A 24,266-nucleotide genomic window follows, 5' to 3' on the forward strand; every position below is an offset into this window, starting at 1 on the left:
GAATATCTTTCACTCTGATCCGATAATCGTGCATTGCTAATTCCCTCCTTCCGCGTTTTGTCTGAAAGGAATCTGTCTCTCAAATGAGGAAGGTGTATTGCGTTGGCATTGCATGTTCTTGAGAGTGAATCTCTCGCGGCCCTTGTAAATCGGTCGACGGGTATTTCCGCACAGAAGTGCTACCAGTGCGGGAAATGTTCGGCAGGTTGCCCGGCCGCCGTGGGTATGGACATCGCTCCTAACGTCGTCATGCGTCTCCTTCAGGTCGGTACTGAATCAGCGGATCAGAAACTGCTTTGCAGCTACAGCATCTGGCTTTGCCTCGCGTGCCACACCTGTGACATGCGCTGCCCTATGGAAATCGATCTACCCGGAATCATAGATGTACTCCGCTCGGAATCACTCCGCCGAGGAGCGGTCAACCCGAGGGCAAGGGATATCGTAGCATTTCATAAATCATTTATCGATAACGTCCGCCTTTTCGGCAGGATGTGGGAAATAGGGTTGATCGGCGAGTACAAGGTCCGTACGCGGCATTTTCTTCAGGACATTTTGCTTGCACCTTCGATGTTGGTGAAACGAAAACTCTCTCTATGGCCCGGATTGCACGGGCGTCTTGTCTCACGGATCTTTTCCCGCGGACCAGGCAGGTTGGAGAAAACCAGATGAAGATGGGATTATATCCCGGTTGTTCTCTAGAGGGATCGGCCCGGGAGTATGCCGAATCTCTTCGCGCAATCGCACCGCTTCTTAATCTGGACCTGAGAGAAGTGGAAGGCTGGAATTGTTGCGGTGCGAGTTCGGCTCACATAATTGACCATGCTGTCTCCCTCGCGCTTCCGGCCCGCATCCTGGCACAGGCCGTCAAGCAGGAAATGGATGAAGTCCTCGTTCCGTGCGCAGCGTGCTTTAACCGGCTTGCGTCCGCGAAGCACGAGCTTGCCGCCGACCCTGGCGTGAGGGAAGAGGTGTCCGCCATGATCGGCATGAATCTCGACGACAACACTGAGATCAGGAATATTCTTGAAGTTCTGGACAAAGTACTCACTCCTGATATTATCAAATCGATTCCGAATACTTTTCCCCACAAAGTCGCTTGCTATTATGGCTGCCTCCTCGTCCGGCCGCCTGATGTTGTCCGGTCTGACAAACCTGAGGACCCGGTAGTAATGGACGGACTTATGAAAAAAATTGGCGCGACCACTATCGACTGGGGAATGAAAACAGAATGCTGTGGTGCGAGTCTGTCGATCCCGAGGACGGACATAGTCGGGATTCTATGCGGGCGGATTCTGGAAGACGCCTTCATCCGCGGCGCGGAGGCGATCGTGGTTGCTTGCCCGATGTGCCATTCGAATCTCGACATGCGCAGATCGGAAGTTGAAAGGACAACCGGGAAGAAATTTTCTCTCCCGGTCATATATATAACTCAGGCTATCGGTCTGGCGTTCGGTCTTAGCCCGGATGTGCTCGGCATTCAAAGGCATTTTGTGAGAATGGGACTTGAAGCGAGGAACAAGGTCCCGCAGAAACCGCTGGCCAAAGAAGCAGGATCATAGGAATACTCTCCATGTCACGAATCGGTGTGTTCGTCTGTCATTGCGGCGAGAATATCAACTCGACTGTCGACTGCGGCCGTGTCGCGAAGGAATGCGCCGCAATTCCCGGTGTGGCGCACAGCGTAGACTATAAATACATGTGCTCCGACCCCGGACAGGCTCTCATCCGCGACTCGATACGTGATAAGAACTTAACCGGAGTAGTGGTCGCTGCGTGTTCGCCCCGGATGCACGAACCGACATTCAGACGGGCCTGTGCCGACTCCGGCATGAATCCTTTCCTTTGCGAGATGGCAAATCTCCGTGAGCACTGCTCCTGGGTGCATGCAAAATCGGATTCCACCACCGAGAAAGCGATCGACATTGTCTCGATGATGGTGGAAAAAGTGAAACGCAACAAGCCGCTCTTTCCTATAAAAGTGCCGGTCACTAAGACCGCGCTGGTGATTGGCGGTGGGATCGCTGGAATACAAGCGGCTCTCGATATCGCCAACGCGGGGAAACAGGTCGTGTTGATCGAACGTGATCCGTCGATTGGCGGTCACATGTCGCAGTTGTCCGAGACATTTCCGACACTCGATTGTTCGCAGTGCATTCTCACACCACGTATGGTTGAGATCGCCCAGCACCCGAACATCACGCTCTATTCTTACGCTGAGCTTGAAAGTCTTACGGGATTTGTAGGAAACTTCACCGCCCGAATTCGCAAGAAAGCGAAAAGCATAGACGAAAAAGCATGTACCGGCTGCGGGGACTGCGCGACCGCGTGTCCGATCAAGAAGATACCCAGCGAGTTTAATACAGGCCTCGGTTTGAGAAGCGCCATCTACATCCCGTTCCCTCAGGCTATTCCAAACAAACCGGTGGTCGACAGGAAACATTGCTCTTATTTCAAAAACGGCAAATGCAAATTCTGTGTGACGAAATGTCCGGCAAACGCTATAAAACTCGATCAACAAGACGAGCTTATTGATATTCCGGTCGGCTCGGTGGTAGTCGCGACAGGATTCAGCGTCGTGGATTCAACGTTCTTTCCGGAGTATGGATACGGAAAATACAAGGATGTGATATCAGGATTGCAATTCGAGCGGCTGCTTTCGGCGTCAGGTCCGACTCTTGGCGAAATGAAACGCCCGTCGGACGGATCGCTCCCGAAAAAAATCGTTTTCATCGCGTGTGCAGGTTCGCGCGATCCGGCAAAGGGTATCGAGTACTGCTCGAAGATCTGCTGTATGTATACGGCAAAACATGCCATGCTTTATAAGCACAAGGTGCATGACGGAGAAGCTTACGTCTTCTACATGGACATACGAGCGGGCGGGAAGGGTTATGACGAATTTGTCAGAAGGGCGATTGAGGAAGACGATGTGAAGTATATCCGTGGAAGGGTGTCGCGCGTTTACGAGCGCAATGGCAAGTTGATCGTTCGCGGCGCGGATACTCTGCTTGCAGGCGAGCAGGTGGAGATAGAAGCCGACATGGTCGTGCTCGCAACAGCCGCAGTTGCCAATCAAGGTGCTGAAGACCTCGCACAGAAACTTCATGTGAGTTATGACGCGCATGACTTCTTCTCCGAAGCTCATCCGAAGTTGAGGCCTGTCGAGACGAATACTGCGGGAATATTTCTGGCGGGCGCGTGCCAGGCACCGAAGGACATTCCTGAAAGTGTCGGCCAGGCATCAGCCGCAGCGAGCAAGGTCGTCGGAATGTTTTCAGCCGACGAACTAACCCGGGAGCCGATCATAGCCGTCGTGAATCGTTCCGCCCCGCCGGTCTTTTCCACCTGCGCAGGCTGCTTCATGTGCCAGTCCGCATGCCCGTTCAGCGCGATCGAACGTGAGGAAATCAGAACGAGAGACGGCCAACTAATCAAGACCGTAGCAAGAGTCAATCCTGGTTTATGCCAGGGGTGCGGGACATGTGTCGCGTTCTGCAGATCCAAGTCGATCGATCTGCAAGGGTACACTGATGACCAGGTCTATGCCGAAGTCGTGGAGCTATTTGCCTGATGAATGAAATCTTCGATCCAAAAATAGTCGCTTTCGTTTGTAATTGGTGCACATATGCCGGAGCCGACTTGACCGGAACGAGCAGGATCAAGTACGCGCCGAACGTCCGCATAATGCGCTTCCCCTGCACGGGACGAATCGATTACAATTTGGTGCTGAATGCTTTCGCGCAGGGTGCGGACGGAGTGATCGTGTCGGGCTGCCATCCGAACGACTGTCACTATACATCGGGTAATTTCCACGCGCGACGCAGATGGATAGTCTTTCGTGAACTTATGGAGTTCATGGGAATTGATATGCGTCGGGTAAGATTCTCATGGGTCTCCGCGGCCGAGGGCGCAAAATGGGCGGAGGTCGTCAACTCGACGGTTGAAGAGGTCCGCGCGCTCGGACCATCTAAAGATTTTTCTGTCATGAAGAACGAGTTGGTAGCGTGATGAACATCCTGGCTGTGACAGTTAATCCATGAAAGAGTGCGAATGAATCCACAGACGGAGGTACTTCAGAAGAAGGCAGGGGATCTCCTCGGGTCAGGAAAAGTGGGCGTCGTTATCGGCTATGGCGAGGGAAGCGCCGGACGCGTAAGACCTGTCTTCGTACGAGATACATCGCACATATCATCCCTGGTGTGGGATGAAAGATGCAGGCAAAACCTTGCGGTCTACCTTCTCAAACCGGAAATCAGGAAGCTTGGAATCCCTGCCGTAACTGCCGCACCTGCCGTCGTCATGACTATCATACAATTGATTTCCGAGAACCAGATCAAGTCCGCCGATCTCGTTACTCTCGCTTTTGACAACGACTCGATTGTTGAACTTAAGGACAACTCCGGGCTCGAGGCATACGCGCTGGGTCATCAGCTGGTTGTCCCTGAGTCGGTGGGCAAGGAGATAAAAACCATTTCAGATTTGGACACGCAGGGGCGGTTTAATTATTGGAACGATGAATTATCACGTTGTATAAAATGCTACGCCTGTCGCGCGGCGTGCCCCCTGTGCTATTGCGAGAAGTGCATCACTGACGACAACCAGCCGCAATGGGTCTGCGTCGCGTCCCACGCATTAGGGAACTTTGAGTGGCACATCAACCGTGCAATGCACCTTGCGGGAAGGTGCGTTGAGTGCGGCTCGTGCAGCGCCGCGTGTCCGGTCGGGATACGTGTCGGCCTGATGACGACGGAGGCGGCGAACATCGTGAAGCAAAACTTCGGGTACAGGCCGGGCTTGCGATGCGACTCGCAGGCGCCCATGGCAACGTTCAAAGTGGAAGACGCGGAAGATTTTATTAAATGAATACCATTCAAAAGAATATCACTCACGAAAATCTCCTGAAGTTCCTCGAAGCCGTCCGGTCTGACGGCAGGATTCTATATGGGCCCCAAGAAGTGAAGCATAAGACCTTTTTTAAGAAAGTAGAAGACGTCGAATCGATCACCTTCGATTATGTGCAGACTACTGAGTCACCGAAAGCTGTCCTTTTCCCGAGAGTCGAGAGGCTCATTTCTTACGAGAAGGTGAACGGCGAGGTCAAGATTGTTGATCACGCCGTCGAGATTGACGGGACTGAATTGGTCCTTTTCGGCAGCCGGCCCTGTGACGCTGTTGCTATGAAGCTGCTTGCCGACTTTTTCGAACGTGACACGCCCGACACGTTCGTCAAGCGGAGAAGAGGAAATCTGACTATCATCAGTATGAGCTGTGTGAATTCAGATGAATACTGTTTTTGTACTTCGGCGAAGACATCACCGGGCGATACCTCGGGGAGCGATATACTCTTAACACCGGTCGGTGATAATTCGTATTACGCGGAGATCTTAACTGAGAAAGGGAACGCGCTACATAATGCTCACGGCGGTCTCTTCACGGACAGTGAGACAATTGAAAAAGAGAAGTTTCTGGCGAAAGTCGAAAACAATTTCTCCACAGGCGAAGTAACCAGGCGTCTTTCAAAAGCGTTCAGCCATCCATTATGGAACGATGCGGCATTGAGGTGCATCGGGTGCGGCACATGCGCTTACGTTTGTCCGGTCTGTTCATGTTTTGACATCCAGGACGAGGGAAATTATAAAAACGGCGTCCGCCTGCGATGCTGGGATTCGTGTGGGTTCGCGAATTTCACGCTTCACACATCGGGGCACAATCCGCGTCCGACTCAATCGGCACGGTGGCGTCAGCGGGTGATGCATAAATTTTCATACTGGCCGGAGGATTACGGAACCGCCGGATGTGTCGGCTGCGGCAGGTGCTCGCGGGCTTGTCCGGCAGATATGAACCTAAAAGAACAGCTCAAGGAAATAGTCGAAAAGATCGAGGTGTCGTGACACTTGGAATGAGCATCGGCAATAACTACAATCCATACTTGATGCGAATTGAGAAGATCACTGATGAAGCTCCCGGCGTGAAGACGTTCCGTCTCAATTTCATCGACGACAGCGCCAGGAAAAATTTTGAGTTCCGTGCGGGCCAGTTCGGTGAGTATTCGATTTTCGGCGAAGGCGAATCGACGTTTTGTATTGCTTCTCCTCCAACTCGCAAGGATTACATCGAATGCACGTTCCGCCAGACCGGTCGGGTGACGTCCGCACTGGCAAGGAGTGAAGAGGGAGACATGATCGGATTTCGCGGACCGTATGGAAATATTTTTCCCCTCGAAAAGTGGAAAGGAAAGAACCTCCTCTTTGTCGCCGGCGGGATTGCACTTCCCCCGATGCGATGCGTCATCTGGAACGCGCTCGATCTGCGCGACTGGTTCAAGGATATTACCGTCCTCTACGGCGCCCGTACCGTTTCTGATCTCGTCTATAAGCACGAGCTTCAGGAATGGAGCAACCGGTCCGACATGAAATTAGTTACAACGGTTGATCCGGGAGGAGAGACTTCAGACTGGAAAGGGAAAGTCGGATTCGTCCCCACCGTACTGGAACAATTGGCACCTACGGGCGACAACACTACGGCAATTGTCTGTGGTCCCCCGATAATGATTAAGCTCGCGTTTCCGGTTCTCGAAAAATCCGGCTTCTCACCGGACAATATCTTCACTACTCTTGAGAACAAGATGAAGTGCGGGATAGGGAAATGCGGTCGCTGCAATGTTGGCCCCGCGTATGTGTGCAAGGACGGGCCTGTCTTTACATACTCTCAGTTACAGCGTCTCCCTGCCGAGTATTAGTTCTCATCTCGTGAGATTGTTCCCGCACTAATGTCGTTTCGGGAGTGATCTGTCCGCAATGGTCTCATGATATCTAGAAGAGCGAGGCAAGCGTCCTGCTGATCGCTCAGCCAACTACCTTTGCCAATTCTTCTCGTCTTCGTTTCCATGTAACGATGAAACCGATCACCATTATGATCACGCCGCCCCAAACGAGGTTGATGAAAGGCTTGATGCTCGCTTCTATTATCAGTGTCTCGGTCCCGGCATTTGGCGACGCAGCGGAATTATTTGAAAGAAGAGCCGCGTCCTGGGAATTTTTCACCGGAAGATAACTCAACAATATACCTGCCTGCTTTGTTTTATCGTCAACGTGGATTTGTGCAACTGTGAATTGATCTCCGGACCTGGTCGTAATTGTGTTCTGACGGTTTTCACCTGCCGGGTTGATCTCGTTCGTTAGAGTCAGCGTCTGCTTCAAGCCGTCTCTCGATACCAGGTCGACAGTGGAACTCAACTCAAATGCCTGCCCGTTCATCATTGCCTGCTTCTGATTGTCTGCTACGTTAAATCCTCTGAATGTGAGAGTGTATTTCCCGACAGTCGAAGGAACATTCATCGTCAGTGGTACAGTGATTCCTCCCTCCGACGTTTGCATCCCTGAGGAGCCTTCGCTTCCTTCTTCAATGTTTTGAGGAGAAAGGTACAGGTCGCGCGTGAGCATGTTCTTGCCGATGAACGCCAGAAGTGACGGATGAGTGAACGCGTCATAGTTCACAAGACTGAAAATGTACGGGTTCCGCATGACTGCCCCGTCGTTATATGAGCTGGCGTACATGATGAGAGGGGCGTCGAAAGAACTCGTTCCGTTTCCTACAACGACGTCGTATGCAGTCTTCTCGCCGCCTGCCTGCGAAGTACCGATGTATGTAAGCTTATAACCGAAAGCGTCCACAGACTGATTCCTCGGAAGCGACAGCGTCACCTTCTCATCGTAGCGGGTGGACGCGATTATTCCGATAAACAATACCGCTATCCCGACATGGGCCAGAGACGCGCCGAGAAACTTCGGGTTTCCTTTCGCAATCTTGTATGCGATTTCCAGATTTACAAAAAGGGCAAAGGCGCTGCACAGGAAAAACAATGCTATAGGTATGTCATGCATTCCGGCGAAAACTACGATTGCAGTCAACAGTACGGCGGCCGTGGCCGGCATTCTTATCGTCTTGAGCAAAGTCTGCGAATTGGATTTCTTCCACCAAAAGAGTTGTCCCAACCCGATCATCGCTGCCATGAATATCGCGAGTGGCAAATTCGTCTTGACGTAATAGCTCGTGTCTATTGCGCTCGGTTTGCCCTGGATAATGTTCGACAGCAGCGGCGCGCTCGTGCCCAGGAGCGTGAACGATGCGACGACTGCGAGGGCCGCGGCACCTAGGAACAGGGCGAATTCCCTCGAGGTGTAGGAGTAACGTATCTTAAGGTGCGGTATTTCCTTCACCCGCTTGAAGAACAACCCGAAGCCGAGCACACAGAAAAATGCGATAAGAAGCACGAGGTAAATGTAAACCCACATTCCAGGTTTTTCAAAACTATGAACTGATGTGTCACCAAGTACTCCGCTCCGCGTGAGGAACGTGCTGTATAGTACGAGCAAAAAGGGCATCATCCCCATGATCAGGTTCGCGCGTTTGAAGCCGCCCGTGCGGCGCTGCACCAGTAGTGTGTGTACTGACGCCACCGCGAATAGCCATGGGATGAAAGATGAATTTTCTACAGGATCCCATCCCCAGAATCCTCCCCAGCCGAGGGTCTCATAGGCCCAAAATCCTCCGAGCGTGATCCCGAACCCGAGTATCGCCGACGTGAAGAGCGTCCATGGTACAGCGATCTTTATCCACCCGTCGTACTCCCTTCGAAGTAATGCAGAGATCGCATTTGCGAACGGCACGGCAGTGGACGCGAACCCGAGAAAAAGAATCGGAGGATGAATTACTATCCACAGGTTTTCGAGGAGCGGGTTGAGTCCCCTGCCATTGTCGGGCATGAAACCGGACTGGACATTCGAAGGCCATGTCTGCCAGACATATTCGAACGGGCTCTTCACAATTGCGAGCAATATCAGGAAAGTCGCGATCGCGGAATAAACTCCCATCACCGACGCTTCGTAGTGATGCTTGCGCGCGTACGTCATGAGGATCAACCCGATGATGCAAGTGTACATTGTCCATAGCATGAAGCTCCCTTCCTGGCCCACATAAAAAGTGGAGATGAGAAGAGGGGAATGAAGCTCGTATGAACTGTAACTCCAGACGTAAGTGTACTGGAACTGGTGTGTGAGAAGGAGATTCATGAAATAGCCAGCCGTAAGGATTACCGAGACCGCTCCGACATGAAAACCGATTCTTGCCGCCTTCAGATACCGTTCGTCATTCTTCAGAAAAGAATAAACGTATCCAAACGTCGCCGTCAACATCCCTCCGAATGCGGCTATGATCAAGACTTGACCCAACATCTATTTCTCCTCTTGGTTATCCCTGGCCCTCACACGATTCCATCAGTGCCAGTTACAAGTAAATATGTGGAACCGCACACGGTAGAACCAACAATAATGTGAATTTATCTGTTCCTGTCACGATCGTAACTCTTTTCGTCTCCGATCTTATCCCATTGATGCTTCGGATGCGACTTCTATTCACTGTTGAAAAAGATTCAAACGATGACAATACACCTTCATTTCGTCAGAAACGAGCGTTAATCCCACCCATGAGGGAGCCGTAACTGGTCGCACCGTTGAAGGTACCCTGGTAATATAAATTCATAAATAAATTCCCGGGAAGTCTCGTGGTGAGGCTTGCGTTGGGCTGGTTTTGGACGAGATGGCCGGCGCCGTTTCCAAATCCATAATTGACTCTCGAAAATCCCACAGCGATTGTGGATGAGTTGAAGGAGACATACTTCGTCAGCGTAATGCCGTACACTGAGCCATTCAGGAAATTGCTGATGATCCTGCTGTAGGTCAATGTACCGGTGATTTGCAAGTACGGTATTTCCGACTGAGTCAGAGTCACTTGCACGTCTCTTGTCGGATCTATATCGCCCTGTTGAAAACTGTAGCCGGTCCCCAGCAGTACGAACGTCGAAGAGAAAGGCCTGATGTTCAAATCGAGTCTCACGGTGTGCCTTAACTGGTTCACGCTTTCCAGTATGCTGTCGAGGGTCGTTCCGAATGTCTGATAATAAATAATATTTCTCTGACCGCTGTAAGATAGGTTGACTGCGAATAGATTAATTGGGGCGATCTGAGCGGACGCGTATAGATTTGTCAGCGAGAAATCGTTCGTCACAACTTTTTTGTTGAGACGAAATATGTCCACCTGCCCGGTGATATAAATGTTCAGGATTCTTGTGGGGCTGCTGTTATGCTGGAAGTAAACGAATCGTCGATCGGTTCGCAATTCGTTGAACTGTTGGAAGACCCCGATCGTATTCACCATTAATCCGTTTACCATCGAATCGAGGCGAGAAACGTATCCGCCGATCTGCGGGTATCTCGGATTGAAACTGAGATTGTAGAAATCCGGCCTCGAACCGGCCACCGCTCCTGCTGTGAAGCTTCCGAGCCGCATTTCTCCCTGGAACCCGTCGATCGGCCCGACTCCGGCAACATTGTTGTTGATGTATCGACCCGCCCAGAGATTAATGTCGTCCGACTTGTACGACAGCGCGAGATCGTAGACCCTCAGGTTTGAAAGAGGATTAGATGTTACCTGGCTCCACTCATTTCCGAGGTAGGAATAATTCATATAATCCGTGAAAAAAAATTGTGAGCCGTTGATATGGTCCGCGTTGAGATTGAGCGAATAATTCCACCTCTGCAAGTCGGGGACATTCGTGTAATTCGAAAAGTTGGATGACGAATTCACGGTCACTCCACCGTATAATCTCGATTCAGGCAAGCGTGAACGATTACTTGACACTGCGACCGGTTTGCTCTCAATCTCCGTGCGCACCATACTCGTGTCTTTCTCGTCTCCTGCCGTCATAATATTTGATGTCATCTTTTCCTCACCTTCAACCAGCGCATAAGCTTTGTCGCCGACATTCACGGGAATCTTGCCGATTACCGGTCCCGCACATGATCCTGACGAAAGATATTTTGCACTCATGAGTGGTTGACTTCGCCCGTCACGTTCAACGTATAACTACTACCCGATAAACAATAGGAAAACAGAAATCGAATTGCAAAAGTAAGTAGACAATAAAATTGATTAATAAACCAATATCTGGATAGGGGTAGCTGTCCTGTGTTCTCGGAGGGCTCCGGATTGTTCAACGAGTCGATTGGGCCACCTCCCGGATGAACGATTTTTTGATGTCGACGCTGCTCCAACCTCATTTGAAGTAGTCCTGCTTTACCTCGGCGTGCAGATCATATCATCTATAAGAGAAAAAATCTGTAGGTTTATTGAGACAAATGCAGAACGACAGGTTCGCCAAATGTCGACCGGATTGATTATTGATTTTACGGTTGAGACAGTGCGAATGAAAAAGATGGATCTTCTAAAGCTTTGCCGGTGTCCCCACATCCAAATCGCAATCGAAACATGCCGTGACTTCGGTTGTGGTTACTTATTGATATTGCGCCGCGGGAGTGTTAACCTTTCGAAGGCTGAGGCCGAGGTTTTTTATTCTCGTTCTGTTTTACGTTCGGTTTAATTTGTGTCTCGCGCCGAAAGAAACGGCAAGAGCCGCAGGGAAACCGGGAGACAGGTAACAATGGACCATAAAAGCAAGTTGTCGCGCAGGGAGTTTGTGAAGATCGCCGCGCTAGGTGCGGGGACCATTGCGCTGGCCGGAGGGGGTATCGGCTTCATCGAGGGTTGTTCCGGACCGGCGCGTTCAGGCAGAAGTTTCCTCTCACAAGATGAATACCGACTTGTCGAGGAAATCGCGGAACAGATAATTCCCACGGATGATTGGCCCGGTGGACGCGACGCGGGTGTTGCGAACTTTATTGACATCCAGCTTGCAGGCCCGTACCGCCGCTTCCAGCAGGATTATCGCCGCGGCCTCGCAGCAATTGAGAACTCGTGTTTGACCGCGTACAAGAAAAGTTTCGGGGAACTAGCCTGGGACACTCAAACGAAATTTCTGTCGGATATGGAGGCGGGTAGTCTGACTGAAGAAACCTGGAAGAGTGTGTCGTCAAAATATTTCTTTGAGCTCATGAGGTCGCATTGTCTTCAGGGATATTACGGGAGTCCGCGTCATGGCGGCAACAAGAATTTCGTAAGCTACAGGATGATCGACCTTGATCCGCTTCAGACTGTCGGAGAAAACCGCCATGGAATCTGACCGGTGAGTGAGAAGCATGTGAACGCGGTCGTCATCGGCGCGGGAGCCGGAGGCGGTGTGGTGGCAAAGGAGCTGAGCGAGGGCGGATTGTCCGTGATCCTACTTGAACGCGGTGATTGGACGTCGTACGATGCTCATGACACCGATGAACTTGTTTCCCAACGTACCACGGTTCTCGGGAACGCTTTTGGTCCGGACGACGAAAGGTATCGCAGGGTGGTTGTGCGTGATGATGGCACGGATGAGATCGTCCTTCCCAGTGAAAACGACTATAATAACGTCGCTGCATGTGTCGGATCGGGAACTGTAAGCTACGGCGCGATGGCATGGCGGTTCATGCCTGAAGATTTCCGAATGAGATCGACTTACGGCAGTATCGCAGGATCGACGCTGGACGATTGGCCGCTCAGCTACGACGATCTTGAACACTGTTACGAAAGAGCCGAATGGGAAATTGGAGTCGCCGGTGATGCAACACTGAATCCTTTTGCCGCTCCAAGGAAGAAGCCGTATCCCATGCCGCCGTTCGTATACAACAAGGAAGCCAAGCTTCTTGATTCCACGATGAAGCGAATGGGGCTGCATCCTTTTCCGATTCCCATGCTGAGGAACTCCATCCCGTACAATCAGCGCCCGGCTTGCGTCAGAAGACGGTCGTGCTGCGGATTTGCCTGTCCGTTGAATGCTAAATCAGGGACCCATAATACCGTAATCCCTGCGGCTATATCGACAGGGAATTGCGAGCTGAGGACGAATTGTGTTGTGAGCGAAGTGCCCGTTAACGAATCGGGGAGAGCAACAGGTATAGTGTATTTTGACGGCGAAATGCGGAGGCATGAGCAGAGTGCGGATATCGTGGTTGTTTCCGCATCGGCAACTGAAACTCCCAGACTTCTTCTCAATTCCAAATCGAAATCTTACCCCTCCGGAATCGGGAATCGGTTCGATTGGGTCGGCAGGAATTTGCAGGGGCACGCTTACACAGGCGCGTTCGGACTGTTTGAAAATGACATATATGATGACGTGGGGCCGGGCGCTTCGATCGCGATAAGCGATTTCAGCCATCATAATAAGGGAATCGTGGGTGGAGGTATTCTTGCAAACGAGTTCACAAGGCTTCCATACTACTTCACGGCGATTCGACCGCCGGGCGCACCCACGTGGGGAAAAGCTCACAAAGAATTTCAGCGGAAATATTTCCGGCGTAACATACAAGTTGTCGGGCCAATCCAGGAAATGCCCATGTTCGATTCCCGCGTCCAGGTCGATCCCTCGGTGAAGGATTCCTGGGGAATACCCGTTGTCCGTCTCTCCGGCCATCGTCACACGAAAGACGTCGATGGCTGCGAGTTCCTTTCAGCGCAGGCGGAGCGGATCCTAAAAGAGGCGGGCGCCTCTTACACGTGGCAGGCTGTCGGAGGGAAGGGTTTGAGCGGCGGCCAGCACCAGGCCGGCACATGTCGTATGGGTGATGATCCTCGAACTTCAGTCACTGACAGGCATGGACGAGTGCATGAAACTCCGAATGTCTTCGTCGCAGACGCAAGCCTCCACGTGAATAACGGCGGCTTCAACCCTGCGCTCACGATAATGGCACTTGGATTCTGGGTCGGCGAGTATATCACAAAAGAATGGAATGCGGGAAACCATTTTGCGTAGACAATGCATCAACGGGAGCATGAAAAGGGAATTCGAATGAGTTTTGCTCGAAGAGTACTCAAGCGGATAACAATTCCAGTCGGCTCGCTCTTGCTTCTCTTCATCGGATTCAACGTTTTTTGGGATACGGCTCCTCCTCAGGTAACTTGCGCATCGTGTCATGAGATTGAGAGCTCGTCTTCGTCATGGGCTCACAGCGGTCACAGGGCTTTGAGCTGCAGAGACTGTCATGGTACGGCATTCACAAACGGGATCCACAGCGTATCTGAAAAGATTCAAATGGTCGTCAGGCATTTCAATGGTTCTGACTTACGGGAAATAAAGATGAATGAGACTCAGGTTGTGGAAATGATAGACAACTGTCGCCGATGCCACGCCGCGGAGTATTCAGGCTGGACATCAAGCGGACACTCGGCGACTTATGCGGCGATCTTTCTCAATGAGAATCATAACTCAACCGAGCAGTTGAACCCCGATTGCTTAAGATGCCATGGAATGTACTATGACGGCACAATTCAGAGTTTGGTTACGCCGTTGAGTGTCAAAGGTCCCTGGAGGTTGAAAGACGTGGTTGAGGCAGAGCGGCCCGCAATCCCTTGCCTCTCCTGTCATCAGATGCACCGAACGGGGACACCGTCTCAGCCTCCGGACTATTCCAATCCTCAAAGAATTTTCTACGAGACTAAAGTTGATTCCCTGGATGTTCTATTCTACGACCGCTATGAGAAAATTCACCTGGACCTGAATGAATTGCCGCCGGTGCAGCTCAAGGCTGGCGGTAGAACTGTAAAAGTCTCGGGCGATCCTGTCCAACGATTGTGCACACAGTGTCATTCGCCAAACTCGTTCCACGTCGCCGGCACAAGCGACGACAGGACTCTACGGGGAGTTCATGAGGGACTTCCCTGCGAGGCGTGCCATGACGTACACAGCAACGAAGCGCGACAGAGTTGCGTGCACTGTCACCCGGCGATATCGAACTGCGGTCTGGATGTCAAAACTATGAATACGACGTATGCCGATAGAGGTAGCCGGCACAATATCCATTTTGTAGCGTGTAAGGACTGCCACGCAAAGGGAATTCCAAAGAAGAAAGTGTCCTGAGCTTCAGAAGGCGTTACCCCGTCAGACGAATTCTCGTAGTTGCGTCTGGACGGTGACACGATCATGCGTCTTTTTATTGAAATATCGATAAGCAATCGCACAAGAACGGGTTCTTTATAGACTCAAGATTCACAATCGCACTTGTTTGATACTGAGGGGATTTTATTGTGATATCAAACTGTTCCACTATTTATACGGTCAAATATGCATGCTGTTTTTTTCTGTGATTCTTAGAATCTTCCATAATTCTGGATTGTTCCGATTTTTGGATGAGATATGTGAGCGACTCTGGTGAGGCGAGGCGTCAGAAGAGATATTGTCGTCAAATCCATCCTGGGATTACTTGTGCTCATTATTTTGGCTCTCGTATTGAGATCTGTTTACGCGTACGCATTCTTCCGGATTACGTCTACGACATTGGGCGAGAACGGCTGGTCCCCGGCAGGCTCGAATCCTGCGGTTCAAATAGATGAGGACATGACTTTCGAGGCAAGTTATCTCGTATTCAAAGTCGGTTCGGTGCGATTTCAGGTTCTGGGAAAAACAAAATACGATAGCCTCCCTTCGTACAGACTTCGAGCTTACATTGACTCCTACAGCGGGTTCCCATTTGTAGACTTCCATTCCGTATACGACACGTATGCCGATGAGAACACTCTCTATTGCCTGTACAACTCGCGAAGTCAAAAGGATGGACAAAGCTGGGTTTACACAACGACGAGGTTCCAACCGGATCACGGGATTATCATTTGGGACCAAACGAGGGATGGCAAGTTCATAAGGGAAGTGGAGTTGCCCCTTGAAACAAATTATACGAATGGTGTCAGCTTCATTTATTATTTACGAAACATGTGCCTGCGAGCTGAAGGAAGACAGACCGCTCTCGATATTCCCATTATAGATGATACAGTACGATCCTCGGTGAAACTGGTTATTGACGAAAAGAGAGAGCCGTGCACCGTCGCCGCGTTCGGTTATCCTGTGGATTCATACAGGCTGTCGGGTCACATTAATTTTATCGGCACCTTCGGGATAACAGGAGACTTTGTCGGATGGATGGCTGCAGACTCTACCGCGCTTCCTTTGCGCGCTGACGTGAAAGTGTTCCTCGGCAAGGTAGTGGTACAACTAAAGGAAGTGAAACGTGCCGGTGGGATACCACCAAGGCAGGCGGGAAATGAATAGGATCGAATTGGTCTCTCGCCTCTTCAGGACAGCGAGTTCCATCACCGATGCTTTCCCGCGTGCAGGATCGAAATTTCTCGATATGACTCTCCTGCCAGTTGCTGGAAGCGACATGTTGTCGAAAATGAAATTGGATGGAGCGAGGCGGATCGTTGGCAGGATTCAGCGCTTCGAGAAGATCCTGATAGTGTCGGACCTGAACATCGGTGATGCGTTGTTTTCGCAGGCGGCAGTGTCCGGTCTGCGGGATTACTTTCCTGATTCGCAGATGGATCTTGCGATCAGCAAGAAAGCCGAACGAATTGTCGGAGGGAATCCAGAGATAAACAACGTGCTCCCTGTCTTTGCCGGAACGCCGATTCCTTCGGCAAACGATCTCGCTGCCCTCGCGAAGATTGCCACTCGCGGCAAGTATGATTTTCTCCTCAGCCTATGTCCGTACTTCGGAACCAAAGATTTTTCCTTGTCAACAAGGAATGTCGTTCCATTCGACTCGTTCGCGGCTGTACTTGTTAATGCGATGAGGAAGCCGCTCGAAATGAGTCACGTCGTTTATCAACTTCATCGGTATATCCACCTTCTTTTAGGCGGAATTGCTCCTCAAAAAAGAAAGATGGAATTCAAGGGTCTGACGGCGACAATTCCAGAAAGCTCGATGGACGACGCACGCAAGTACCTCCGGAAGGTCGGCATCGGCGGGAATGACAAAATAATAATGTTAAATCCTGACGCGTCGACACGATTCACGAGGATTCCGCACGATATAGTGGTTCAGATAATCAAAAGACTCCTGAGACTCAAATGTCCGATACTACTCGGGTCTGGATTCGGTGACGGACAACTTGGGAAAATGATAATGGAATCTCTTTCACTCGAGGAAAGGAAAGGAGTCATCTCGCTCAAGTCGAATATTTCACTTGAAGAGTTTTCGGCGCTCATCGATTTCAGTGATGTATATATCTGTGGCGACTCGGGTCCGATGCACATCGCTGCCGCGAGAAGACGTTCGGATATGATCGGTGCCCCCCTCAGGAACAGGACGGCTGTATATTCTATTTTTGGTGCGACACCGGCGAAGACGTACGCGTACGATAGTTACCACCCGGGTTACTTTCCTTCTAATCAGCACGCTGATTCCCGCACGTATGTCGCCACTAGTCCTTGCAGAAATATCACATGCATCAACAAAAACGCAAAGACCTGCCGGACGACTCGTTGTTTCGAATTTGTAGACGTGGACTCGATCGTCGACGATATTGAGAACTCCCTGACTCACGAATGGGAACGCGACCGCATGCCTCGGAACATCGAAATGGAAAATCGTACCTAGCTCCGCAGAGTGGCAATTTCCAAAGTCGATTTCTTGGATGGTCACTCTCGATCGATCTACTCGGATGGTGGCGAAGATAGAGTAGTTTGTGTGTTTATTTCCCCCCAAGGCGCTGGAAGTTGGTCGGATGTTCGTGTTGAGAATTTCTGAGGGCGGGGTTAACTTGAAGAGATAAGACAGGTGAGGGTTGTGCAGATTCCAGAGGGTCTACAAAGGGTTTTGGGACGCAGAAGAAGAGGCAAGCGAAATGTGTCGCCATCTTTAACTGCCGAAGAGTTTCTTCGATCAATTACTTTAATTCCTGATATCGATCAGCTGCTGGGTCATTTTACGTCTAAATTTGCTGAAATGTTCGCGGCGGATTCTATATACCTTGTTTTGCTTGAGCCTGTAACAAATCGATACGTGATCAGGAGAACGAAGGGAGGAAAGCCGAGCCTTGTCGGGCGGTTCGGGTTCCTTCGCACAGATAATCTCATCAAGTGGCTTAATGTCAACAGGCGGCCGTTGAATGTCGGCATTCAGGGTGAAGTTGTCTCGTTTCTCGACGCGGCGGAACAGAAGCTTCTTGCGGACGCGTCAATCCAGGTAGTCATTCCTCTGATCGTGATAAATCGGCTGACGGGGGTCCTTTTCGTAGGCAGGGACAACAACAAAAGGAGGTATTCAAGCGAGGAGGAGAGCATGATGCAGAGCCTTGTTTCGCAAAGTGCGCTCGCCATCGAATATGCTATGATATACCAGTTCCAGGAAGATAAACTGAAACGTCTATTCCACGCTGACAAGATGATGACGGTAGGTGAACTTGCCGCAGGAGCAGCACACGAGATACGCAATCCGCTCGCCGCAATCCGAAGTACGGTTCAGTATTTGAAGAAGGATCTTGCGGGCGAAAAGAGTAAGCTTGCCGATGGAATAATCGAAGAAGTTGATCGCATCGACAAAATTATAAAAGGGCTCCTGTCTTTCAGCCGGATATCTGAGCTGCACATGGAACCGCTGGAACTCAATTTAGTGTTGGAGCAGACGATTTCACTTTTGGATTTGGAGATCAAGAAGCACAATATAGAGCTTGTGAGAGACTTCAGGCTCGCGGATTCGCGGATTAAGGGAGACGGCGCTCAATTGAAGCAGGTATTCCTGAACATACTTCTCAACGGCATACAGGCCATGGAAAGCAGCGGATGCCTGAGCATAATAACGGCGGAGTCGGCCGATCAGAGTGGTGCGATAGAGGTCTCGGTACTCGACACCGGCCCCGGAATTCCGCAGGCAGAGCTAGCGAGGGTGTTTGATCCTTTTTACACGACTAAAGAAAACGGAACCGGCCTCGGCCTTTCAATATCATACGGGATAATCAGCAGGCATGGCGGAGAGATTCAGATCAAGAACGGAGCGGATCAAAAGAAGCGCGGCACATGCGTGACCATCACGCTTCCAAGAGATTCGACGAAAGGACAATGACAGAAATACCGACAGGCAAGAAGCGCGTTCTGGTCGTCGATGACGAAAAGCGTATACGCCAGATATTGACCACAATTCTATCCGACGAGAATTACGATGTCGCCAGCGCGAGCGATGGGCTCGAAGCACTTAATATCATACAGGACTTCATGCCGCAGGTAATAATTGTCGATCTTCAGATGCCTCGCATGCACGGAATTGAAGTGATAGATCAGGTGACGAAGATGGATAAGCACATTGTGCCGATAATTCTCACTGCTCACGGGTCGATCGAATCGGCAGTGCAAGCGACGAAACACGGCGTGTACGATTACCTGACGAAGCCGTTCGATAACGAGCAGATGCTTCTAGTGGTCGGCCGCGCGATGGAACACCACCGGCTCACTGCGGAGGTAGATGAACTAAAGAAAAAGCTCGGCAGTAAGTACGGGCTCGATTCGATAATCGGGGATAGCAAGCCGATGCAGAAGGTGCGCGCAGAAATAAAGAGGATCGCGGGTGCGGACGCCGTGGTACTTATCGAGGGCGAAAGCGGGACAGGGAAAGAATTGGCCGCCCGGGCGATCCACTATGAAAGCAGCAGAAAGAATTCTCCTCTCGTGATCGTGGACTGCGGATCCATTCCAATGACCATTATTGAAAGCGAGTTTTTCGGACATGAAAGGGGCGCATTCACGGACGCGCGCGAGCAGAGAATAGGGAAGTTCGAAGAGGCTGATACCGGCTCAATTTTTCTGGACGAGATCGGGGAACTTCCGCTCAATGCTCAGACTAAGCTTCTCAGGGTTCTCCAGGAAAAAGAATTTACGCGAGTCGGGGGAACGGGCCCTTTGAAAGTTGACGTTCGCGTGATCGCGGCGACCAACAAGAATCTCGAACAACGAGTGAAGGCCGGGAAATTCAGGGAAGACCTTTTCTATCGGCTGAACGTGCTCCGGCTTCGCCTTCCTCCCTTGCGTGAACACAAAGAAGACATTCCCCTGTACGCCCGGCATTTCGTCGAGAAACACCGCGGGACGATTCGCCGCGGAGCTTGTGAGTTTTCCCCTAAGGCCATCGAACTCCTTGCGGCTGATGAGTGGGGCGGCAATATCCGCCAGCTCGAGAATGCAATCCAGCGCGCAATGCTCTCGATGCAGGGCGAGCGGATAGAGGTTTCTGACTTCTCTTTCCTGACTACTGAGCGTGTGAGCGCTCCGCTTCGGTACGATCCGGAACTGGGACTGATAAAATACATCGCATCGCTCGCAAAGGTCGCGGAAAGAAAAATCATTCTGGATACTCTTGAAGAAGAAGATTGGAACAGGACCGCCGCTGCCTCGAAGCTGAAGCTTAGCAGGCGAAGACTATTTGATAAAATGCAGGAGTATAATATAGAAGCGCCGCCGGATACCTGAGCTTCTGTGAAGAGCAGGCATCCGTTGTTCTGAAATACTTTTCCCCTCTTAGTTTTTCGTCGTGAAGTTCTCGTCGTGATGCAATTAAGCCTGTCGGAATGGTTCTCCGGCAAGTGGGCAATAGATTTCCCAAAAAAACGATAAATCCGCCCACTTTGGATTAGCCGCTATCGAATTCATTCAAAAATTGAGGTTTTGCTACGGCATTGGTCTTGCACACATTTTCAGTATGGCGTTGGAACCAAGCGCAAGGCTTGCACAAGCCGGGCGTTTCCGCACTCGAAGAGCTGAAGGGCGTGTCGCGCACGTTGTTTACTAAACAAAGAGCATACCCTTCCGACGTACTCTTTTCCACGTCGTGCGGAACTGTCCCCTTCCAAATGAGAACCGCGGGTGATCACAACATGAAGCACAGCAATCCATTCATCGGAGCAGCGTCCGCTATGCTTCATGAAGCAAGAAAGAATGCCTTAATCGGAAAACCGGGACCGAACCATTTGAACGGTGGTGGAGAAGAGCGTCCATCTTCTCTTTGCGGACCCGGTGTCGTTGTCCCCGGGTTGCTGAAGTGGATGGAGAATTCTCTTGGTTCCAACAGCTTCTGGTTCGAAAAAATGTTAAACAGATAGGGATGGTCCAAATGAAGAGCGATCCAAGAGAAATAGTGGTCGGCAGCCAGGAAATGCGGCAGGTAATGTCGCTGGCCGAGAGAGCTGTCCGTAATGACTTTGCGGTTCTCCTGCTGGGAGAAAGCGGAGTAGGGAAGGAAGTTATCGCCAGGTACATTCATCAGCGAAGCGCCAGGAGCGATGGCCCATTCGTTGCTGTGAATTGCGGGGCGATTCCTGAAACTCTATTCGAAGCCGAACTCTTCGGCTTCGAGCGAGGGGCGTTCACAAATGCTTTCGCTTCCCACCGGGGGCATTTCGAACAGGCACATCATGGTACAATTCTTCTCGACGAGGTTTCAGAGCTCCAGCTTGCATTGCAGGTGAAACTTCTTCGCGTACTGGAAGAGAAATCTGTCACGCGAATCGGCGCGGAGAGAGAAATCCAGGTAGACGCCCGAATCATTGCTGCGAGCAACGTCAATCTCCAGAATCTCGTAAGAGAAGGAAAATTCCGGAAGGACTTGTATTACAGGCTTGCCGTATCGATTATCTTCATCCCACCTCTCCGGGAGCGTAAAGGAGATATTGAGTCCCTTTCAAATTGCTTCCTGAGAAAGTACACTACGATGAAGAAAACACTCAGCCGTGAAGCGCTGCTGAAACTCACCCACTATGAGTGGCCGGGAAATGTCCGTGAATTGGAATACTGCATCGTCCGATCGATCATCGACAGCGACGGGAGGGAAATCATCAAGGCGGATGAAATTCATTTCCTGGAGGATGATATCCATTCGGGGAGTACGATCGAACGCAGAGCATACGAGGAGGCATTGAGAAACGCGAGTGGCAACATCAACAGCGTCTCTCGTCAGCTTGGTGTGCACCGCAACACTGTTTATAACAGGATTAGAAGGCTGAACATCGACCTCTTCCGATACAGGAACGGTCATACTGTACCCCAGTAACGCGATCAGTTGAACATTGCGGGCGGGCCCGGGCCGGCGAAAAGCTCGGGCCGCCGCCCCCGGAAGGCTCCTAGTCTCTCCTCAATACCAGGTCGCCTAACTTTGCCTGCATCACGATGCGCTGGGCCACATCCACCCAGTATGTGATCACGTTTGTATTCCCTGAGCTCTTGTTTGTTACCCGGGCGACGTAGCATTCATGGCCCTGAACGTTCTCGACACCGGTTACATTGATTTCATTCGCCGTATCTCCATCACTTGCACACTTCCACTCAAAACCTTTCTGCAAAGCCAGCATCCAGGTTCCGAAAAAATAATCGAGCGTCGAGTAGTCTGGGAGATCACTCAATTGGCTTACGCTCACACTCGTGCTCGTTCCTTGCTTTGTAGTCAACGTACTTTCGGTAAAAACAACTTTTCCTTTCTCATTGACGTATGAGTTGGTAACCAGTTCGGCCACCTTTTCTGAACTGTCCGAGCCCGCATCATACAACGGATTCTTCACTTTTGCCGCCTGTCGAACGACATAACAATTCTCTTTGTTGTACTCTTTTTTTGAAATGATCGTTATCGTCTGGTTTATAGGGACCGGTTCTCCACGCAGGATGACCTTCTGTCCGGACTGGACAGCCTTTAGCTCAAACTTGGCCGTTTCAGCATCTCTTGAGATAAAAGAATTGAAGGAAAACTTCTCTCCGGTTTTGAATTGCGGGGGCTTAACCGCAGCGATGTCAGCCGTTTCGCAAGGCCTGACATCGCAAGTGTTCTGGTGCAAGGAGCTCTTCTCGAGAAATGACAGATTTGGTCCCACAAACAATCCGAAAGCGCCGATCAGAATGGTAGTCAGCGCCTCTTTTCGTGACACCGTGGCTCGAGTCCTTGTCGAATCGTGACCCGATCCTTTCTCACCGACATTTTCAGTGGACATCGGAAGTCTCCTTTACTTTGTTCTTTTCCATTTCATCGATTTCTTCAAGTTTGCGTTCGTATTCTGCTGATGCAGCCTGCATTTTGTCGAGCGGTATCTTCGCATCCAGCCACATACTGTCGATGGCTGACTTTCTCAGAACAGGGCAAAGCTCTTTATGGTACGCAGTAAGGCTGCCGTATTTTTCGTAAGCGGTCGCCCTACAGCCGCCCGCGCAAAGATACTTGACCAAGCATCCGTCGCACTCCTTAATCTTATCCACCGTTGCTTCCCTGCACTTGTTCATCGCTTCTGATTCCCTGTATATCTTCACGATATCATCCTCAAGTATGTTCCCGGCTCTGAATTCATCTTTGAACATCATAACGCACGGATAAATGTCTCCGTTGGACACCATGTGAATATCTCCGCTTGCGAAACCACATTGTATCCGCCGTATCCCTTTTTTGATGATCAATTTGTCCCTGCTGTTCACTTCGAGCGGCGGGAGCTCGTCGCCTCCTAGTTCAAGCCTCAACCCGGCATTGTACATGACATCGCGGTATTGGCGTTCTGTTACTATTGTCTCGATTGGTTTGTGTTCCTTGTCGTATTCTATCGTTCTCGCAGGCATATACGCGCTCATCCTGTGTATGTCCACACCTATCTCATCTATCAATATCCTGTGAGTCTCCGGCATGCTCCTGACATTAGACTTTGCCACGACTGAATTCACCACGAAGTGTTTCGGCCTGTTCTTCGCGAGCAATTTTATTGCGGTCAATGTGCGGTCGTATGACCCTTTTCCTCTGAAAGCCTCATGCTCCTCCTTGACAATGCTGTCAAAGCTGACCCACACGAAGTCGAATAGCCTGGTAACATCATTGACATTCTGATCATTGATAAGAGTCCCGTTTGTAACCAAAGCTGTGAAGAAGCCTCTCTGTTTTGCATGAGCGGCCACTTCGAACAGATCCTCTCTGAACATCGGCTCGCCGCCGCAGAAGGCGACGATTGAAACTCCAAAGTCCCTCAGCCGGTCGAGGGCGAAAATCGATTCCTCCGTCGTCATTTCACGGGCCGATTTTCCATTTCGTTTCCTGCTATCCGCATTATAACAGTAGCTGCACGAGAGGTTGCACTTCTCTGTATTTGAAAAATAGACGGCGATCGGGTGATCGGCCGCGAGAGTAGTTGATTGCTTATGGAAGACGTATTTGTCGACATGCACCATATGAGCTTCCACCATTCCCTTTATGAACACGAGAACCTTATCACGAATGTCGACCGGATTGAGGTCGAATCTTTCGGCAAGGTCTTGCACAACTTCTTCGAGACGCGTGTGCGTCTCGAGGGACTCCATCACTTCTTTTCCCGATTCGTTCAATCTCACCCAGACATGGTTCTCGGGATCGAAGAAGAGATGCCAGCCTTCTTCGCCGGGGAAGTGTACCATCCTGGGCGGAAGGAGAAGTCTTCCGTTTTCCAGGTCGTGATATGAGTCCTCATTTAAGTTCATCGTGTCAGCGTCCATCAGGTCTCTATTCCTTTCGGTCGATTCATTCTCAAGT

The 24,266-nt window shown here is 50.8% G+C and carries 20 protein-coding genes; 16 read left to right on the forward strand and 4 right to left on the reverse strand.

The window, feature by feature from the left end; all coding sequences use genetic code 11:
• The first annotated feature begins 102 nt into the window (after positions 1-102).
• The 7 genes from VIS48_10915 to VIS48_10945 are packed head-to-tail and all read left to right on the forward strand — an operon-like array spanning position 103 to position 6,736.
• Positions 103-669: a 4Fe-4S dicluster domain-containing protein gene (locus VIS48_10915; protein ID HEY9166659.1), complete on the forward strand. Its 567-nt coding sequence runs from the start codon at positions 103-105 to the stop codon at positions 667-669.
• Positions 666-1,559: a CoB--CoM heterodisulfide reductase iron-sulfur subunit B family protein gene (locus VIS48_10920; GenBank protein ID HEY9166660.1), complete on the forward strand. Its 894-nt coding sequence runs from the start codon at positions 666-668 to the stop codon at positions 1,557-1,559. Before VIS48_10915 ends, VIS48_10920 begins: the two co-directional genes overlap by 4 nt.
• 11 nt (positions 1,560-1,570) lie before the next feature.
• Positions 1,571-3,568, forward strand: coding sequence for a CoB--CoM heterodisulfide reductase iron-sulfur subunit A family protein (locus VIS48_10925; protein HEY9166661.1), 1,998 nt, complete (start codon positions 1,571-1,573; stop codon positions 3,566-3,568).
• Entirely contained in the window at positions 3,568-4,005 is a 438-nt protein-coding gene (locus tag VIS48_10930; GenBank protein HEY9166662.1) for a hydrogenase iron-sulfur subunit, read from the forward strand. The genes VIS48_10925 and VIS48_10930 overlap by 1 nt, the downstream gene beginning before the upstream one ends.
• Before the next feature lie 42 nt (positions 4,006-4,047).
• The gene (locus VIS48_10935; GenBank protein HEY9166663.1) at positions 4,048-4,860 is read left to right on the forward strand and encodes a hypothetical protein; all 813 of its coding nucleotides are present in this window, start codon (positions 4,048-4,050) and stop codon (positions 4,858-4,860) included.
• Positions 4,857-5,888 (forward strand): 4Fe-4S dicluster domain-containing protein, encoded by a 1,032-nt coding sequence (locus VIS48_10940; GenBank protein ID HEY9166664.1) that lies wholly within the window; start codon positions 4,857-4,859, stop codon positions 5,886-5,888. Before VIS48_10935 ends, VIS48_10940 begins: the two co-directional genes overlap by 4 nt.
• An 8-nt stretch (positions 5,889-5,896) precedes the next feature.
• Positions 5,897-6,736 carry an FAD/NAD(P)-binding protein gene (locus VIS48_10945; protein HEY9166665.1) on the forward strand — a complete coding sequence of 280 codons (840 nt, stop codon included), beginning with the start codon at positions 5,897-5,899 and terminating at the stop codon, positions 6,734-6,736.
• Between the two features lie 106 nt (positions 6,737-6,842).
• Here VIS48_10945 and VIS48_10950 read toward each other — a convergent pair whose 3' ends face one another.
• Complete coding sequence (locus VIS48_10950; GenBank protein HEY9166666.1) at positions 6,843-9,230, reverse strand: cytochrome c-type biogenesis CcmF C-terminal domain-containing protein; 2,388 nt, start codon at positions 9,228-9,230, stop codon at positions 6,843-6,845.
• A 226-nt stretch (positions 9,231-9,456) separates the two neighbouring features.
• Positions 9,457-10,884, reverse strand: coding sequence for a hypothetical protein (locus VIS48_10955; GenBank protein ID HEY9166667.1), 1,428 nt, complete (start codon positions 10,882-10,884; stop codon positions 9,457-9,459).
• A gap of 610 nt (positions 10,885-11,494) precedes the next feature.
• Here VIS48_10955 and VIS48_10960 point away from each other — a divergent pair.
• From VIS48_10960 to VIS48_11000, 9 genes are all read left to right on the forward strand, one after another.
• Positions 11,495-12,073 (forward strand): gluconate 2-dehydrogenase subunit 3 family protein, encoded by a 579-nt coding sequence (locus VIS48_10960; GenBank protein HEY9166668.1) that lies wholly within the window; start codon positions 11,495-11,497, stop codon positions 12,071-12,073.
• Between the two features lie 3 nt (positions 12,074-12,076).
• Positions 12,077-13,732 carry a GMC family oxidoreductase gene (locus tag VIS48_10965; protein ID HEY9166669.1) on the forward strand — a complete coding sequence of 552 codons (1,656 nt, stop codon included), beginning with the start codon at positions 12,077-12,079 and terminating at the stop codon, positions 13,730-13,732.
• A 36-nt stretch (positions 13,733-13,768) separates the two neighbouring features.
• A complete protein-coding gene (locus tag VIS48_10970; protein ID HEY9166670.1) occupies positions 13,769-14,836 on the forward strand; it encodes a NapC/NirT family cytochrome c in 1,068 nt (355 codons plus the stop codon).
• 291 nt (positions 14,837-15,127) lie between these two features.
• Positions 15,128-16,021, forward strand: a complete 894-nt coding sequence (locus tag VIS48_10975; protein ID HEY9166671.1) for a DUF3108 domain-containing protein — start codon at positions 15,128-15,130, stop codon at positions 16,019-16,021.
• Positions 16,014-17,351 (forward strand): glycosyltransferase family 9 protein, encoded by a 1,338-nt coding sequence (locus tag VIS48_10980; protein ID HEY9166672.1) that lies wholly within the window; start codon positions 16,014-16,016, stop codon positions 17,349-17,351. Before VIS48_10975 ends, VIS48_10980 begins: the two co-directional genes overlap by 8 nt.
• Positions 17,352-17,600: 249 nt before the next feature.
• Positions 17,601-18,815 carry an ATP-binding protein gene (locus tag VIS48_10985; protein HEY9166673.1) on the forward strand — a complete coding sequence of 405 codons (1,215 nt, stop codon included), beginning with the start codon at positions 17,601-17,603 and terminating at the stop codon, positions 18,813-18,815.
• A complete protein-coding gene (locus tag VIS48_10990; GenBank protein HEY9166674.1) occupies positions 18,812-20,212 on the forward strand; it encodes a sigma-54 dependent transcriptional regulator in 1,401 nt (466 codons plus the stop codon). The genes VIS48_10985 and VIS48_10990 overlap by 4 nt, the downstream gene beginning before the upstream one ends.
• A gap of 254 nt (positions 20,213-20,466) precedes the next feature.
• Complete coding sequence (locus tag VIS48_10995) at positions 20,467-20,841, forward strand: hypothetical protein (GenBank protein ID HEY9166675.1); 375 nt, start codon at positions 20,467-20,469, stop codon at positions 20,839-20,841.
• A gap of 11 nt (positions 20,842-20,852) precedes the next feature.
• Positions 20,853-21,788 (forward strand): sigma 54-interacting transcriptional regulator, encoded by a 936-nt coding sequence (locus VIS48_11000; protein ID HEY9166676.1) that lies wholly within the window; start codon positions 20,853-20,855, stop codon positions 21,786-21,788.
• Positions 21,789-21,858: 70 nt separating this feature from the next.
• On the opposite strand, the gene VIS48_11005 is transcribed toward VIS48_11000, so the two are convergent.
• On the reverse strand, positions 21,859-22,716 hold the full coding sequence (locus VIS48_11005) for a hypothetical protein (GenBank protein ID HEY9166677.1): 858 nt from the start codon (positions 22,714-22,716) through the stop codon (positions 21,859-21,861).
• Positions 22,706-24,229 carry a PqqD family peptide modification chaperone gene (locus VIS48_11010; GenBank protein ID HEY9166678.1) on the reverse strand — a complete coding sequence of 508 codons (1,524 nt, stop codon included), beginning with the start codon at positions 24,227-24,229 and terminating at the stop codon, positions 22,706-22,708. Before VIS48_11010 ends, VIS48_11005 begins: the two co-directional genes overlap by 11 nt.
• Positions 24,230-24,266 lie beyond the last annotated feature (37 nt).

It is taken from the genome of Candidatus Kryptoniota bacterium (assembly GCA_036567965.1).
Taxonomy (GTDB): domain Bacteria; phylum Bacteroidota; class Ignavibacteria; order Kryptoniales; family JAKASW01; genus JAKASW01.

Excerpts from the sequence above, each read along its gene's own strand:
- VIS48_10980 (HEY9166672.1), top strand. The coding sequence starts at position 16,014 with ATGAATAGGATCGAATTGGTCTCTCGCCTCTTCAGGACAGCGAGTTCC.
- VIS48_10920 (HEY9166660.1), top strand. The coding sequence starts at position 666 with ATGAAGATGGGATTATATCCCGGTTGTTCTCTAGAGGGATCGGCCCGG.
- VIS48_10940 (HEY9166664.1), top strand. The coding sequence starts at position 4,857 with ATGAATACCATTCAAAAGAATATCACTCACGAAAATCTCCTGAAGTTC.
- VIS48_11005 (HEY9166677.1), bottom strand. The coding sequence starts at position 22,716 with ATGTCCACTGAAAATGTCGGTGAGAAAGGATCGGGTCACGATTCGACA.
- VIS48_10930 (HEY9166662.1), top strand. The coding sequence starts at position 3,568 with ATGAATGAAATCTTCGATCCAAAAATAGTCGCTTTCGTTTGTAATTGG.
- VIS48_10990 (HEY9166674.1), top strand. The coding sequence starts at position 18,812 with ATGACAGAAATACCGACAGGCAAGAAGCGCGTTCTGGTCGTCGATGAC.
- VIS48_10960 (HEY9166668.1), top strand. The coding sequence starts at position 11,495 with ATGGACCATAAAAGCAAGTTGTCGCGCAGGGAGTTTGTGAAGATCGCC.
- VIS48_10955 (HEY9166667.1), bottom strand. The coding sequence starts at position 10,884 with ATGAGTGCAAAATATCTTTCGTCAGGATCATGTGCGGGACCGGTAATC.
- VIS48_10945 (HEY9166665.1), top strand. The coding sequence starts at position 5,897 with ATGAGCATCGGCAATAACTACAATCCATACTTGATGCGAATTGAGAAG.
- VIS48_10925 (HEY9166661.1), top strand. The coding sequence starts at position 1,571 with ATGTCACGAATCGGTGTGTTCGTCTGTCATTGCGGCGAGAATATCAAC.
- VIS48_10935 (HEY9166663.1), top strand. The coding sequence starts at position 4,048 with ATGAATCCACAGACGGAGGTACTTCAGAAGAAGGCAGGGGATCTCCTC.
- VIS48_11000 (HEY9166676.1), top strand. The coding sequence starts at position 20,853 with ATGAAGAGCGATCCAAGAGAAATAGTGGTCGGCAGCCAGGAAATGCGG.
- VIS48_11010 (HEY9166678.1), bottom strand. The coding sequence starts at position 24,229 with ATGGACGCTGACACGATGAACTTAAATGAGGACTCATATCACGACCTG.
- VIS48_10970 (HEY9166670.1), top strand. The coding sequence starts at position 13,769 with ATGAGTTTTGCTCGAAGAGTACTCAAGCGGATAACAATTCCAGTCGGC.
- VIS48_10950 (HEY9166666.1), bottom strand. The coding sequence starts at position 9,230 with ATGTTGGGTCAAGTCTTGATCATAGCCGCATTCGGAGGGATGTTGACG.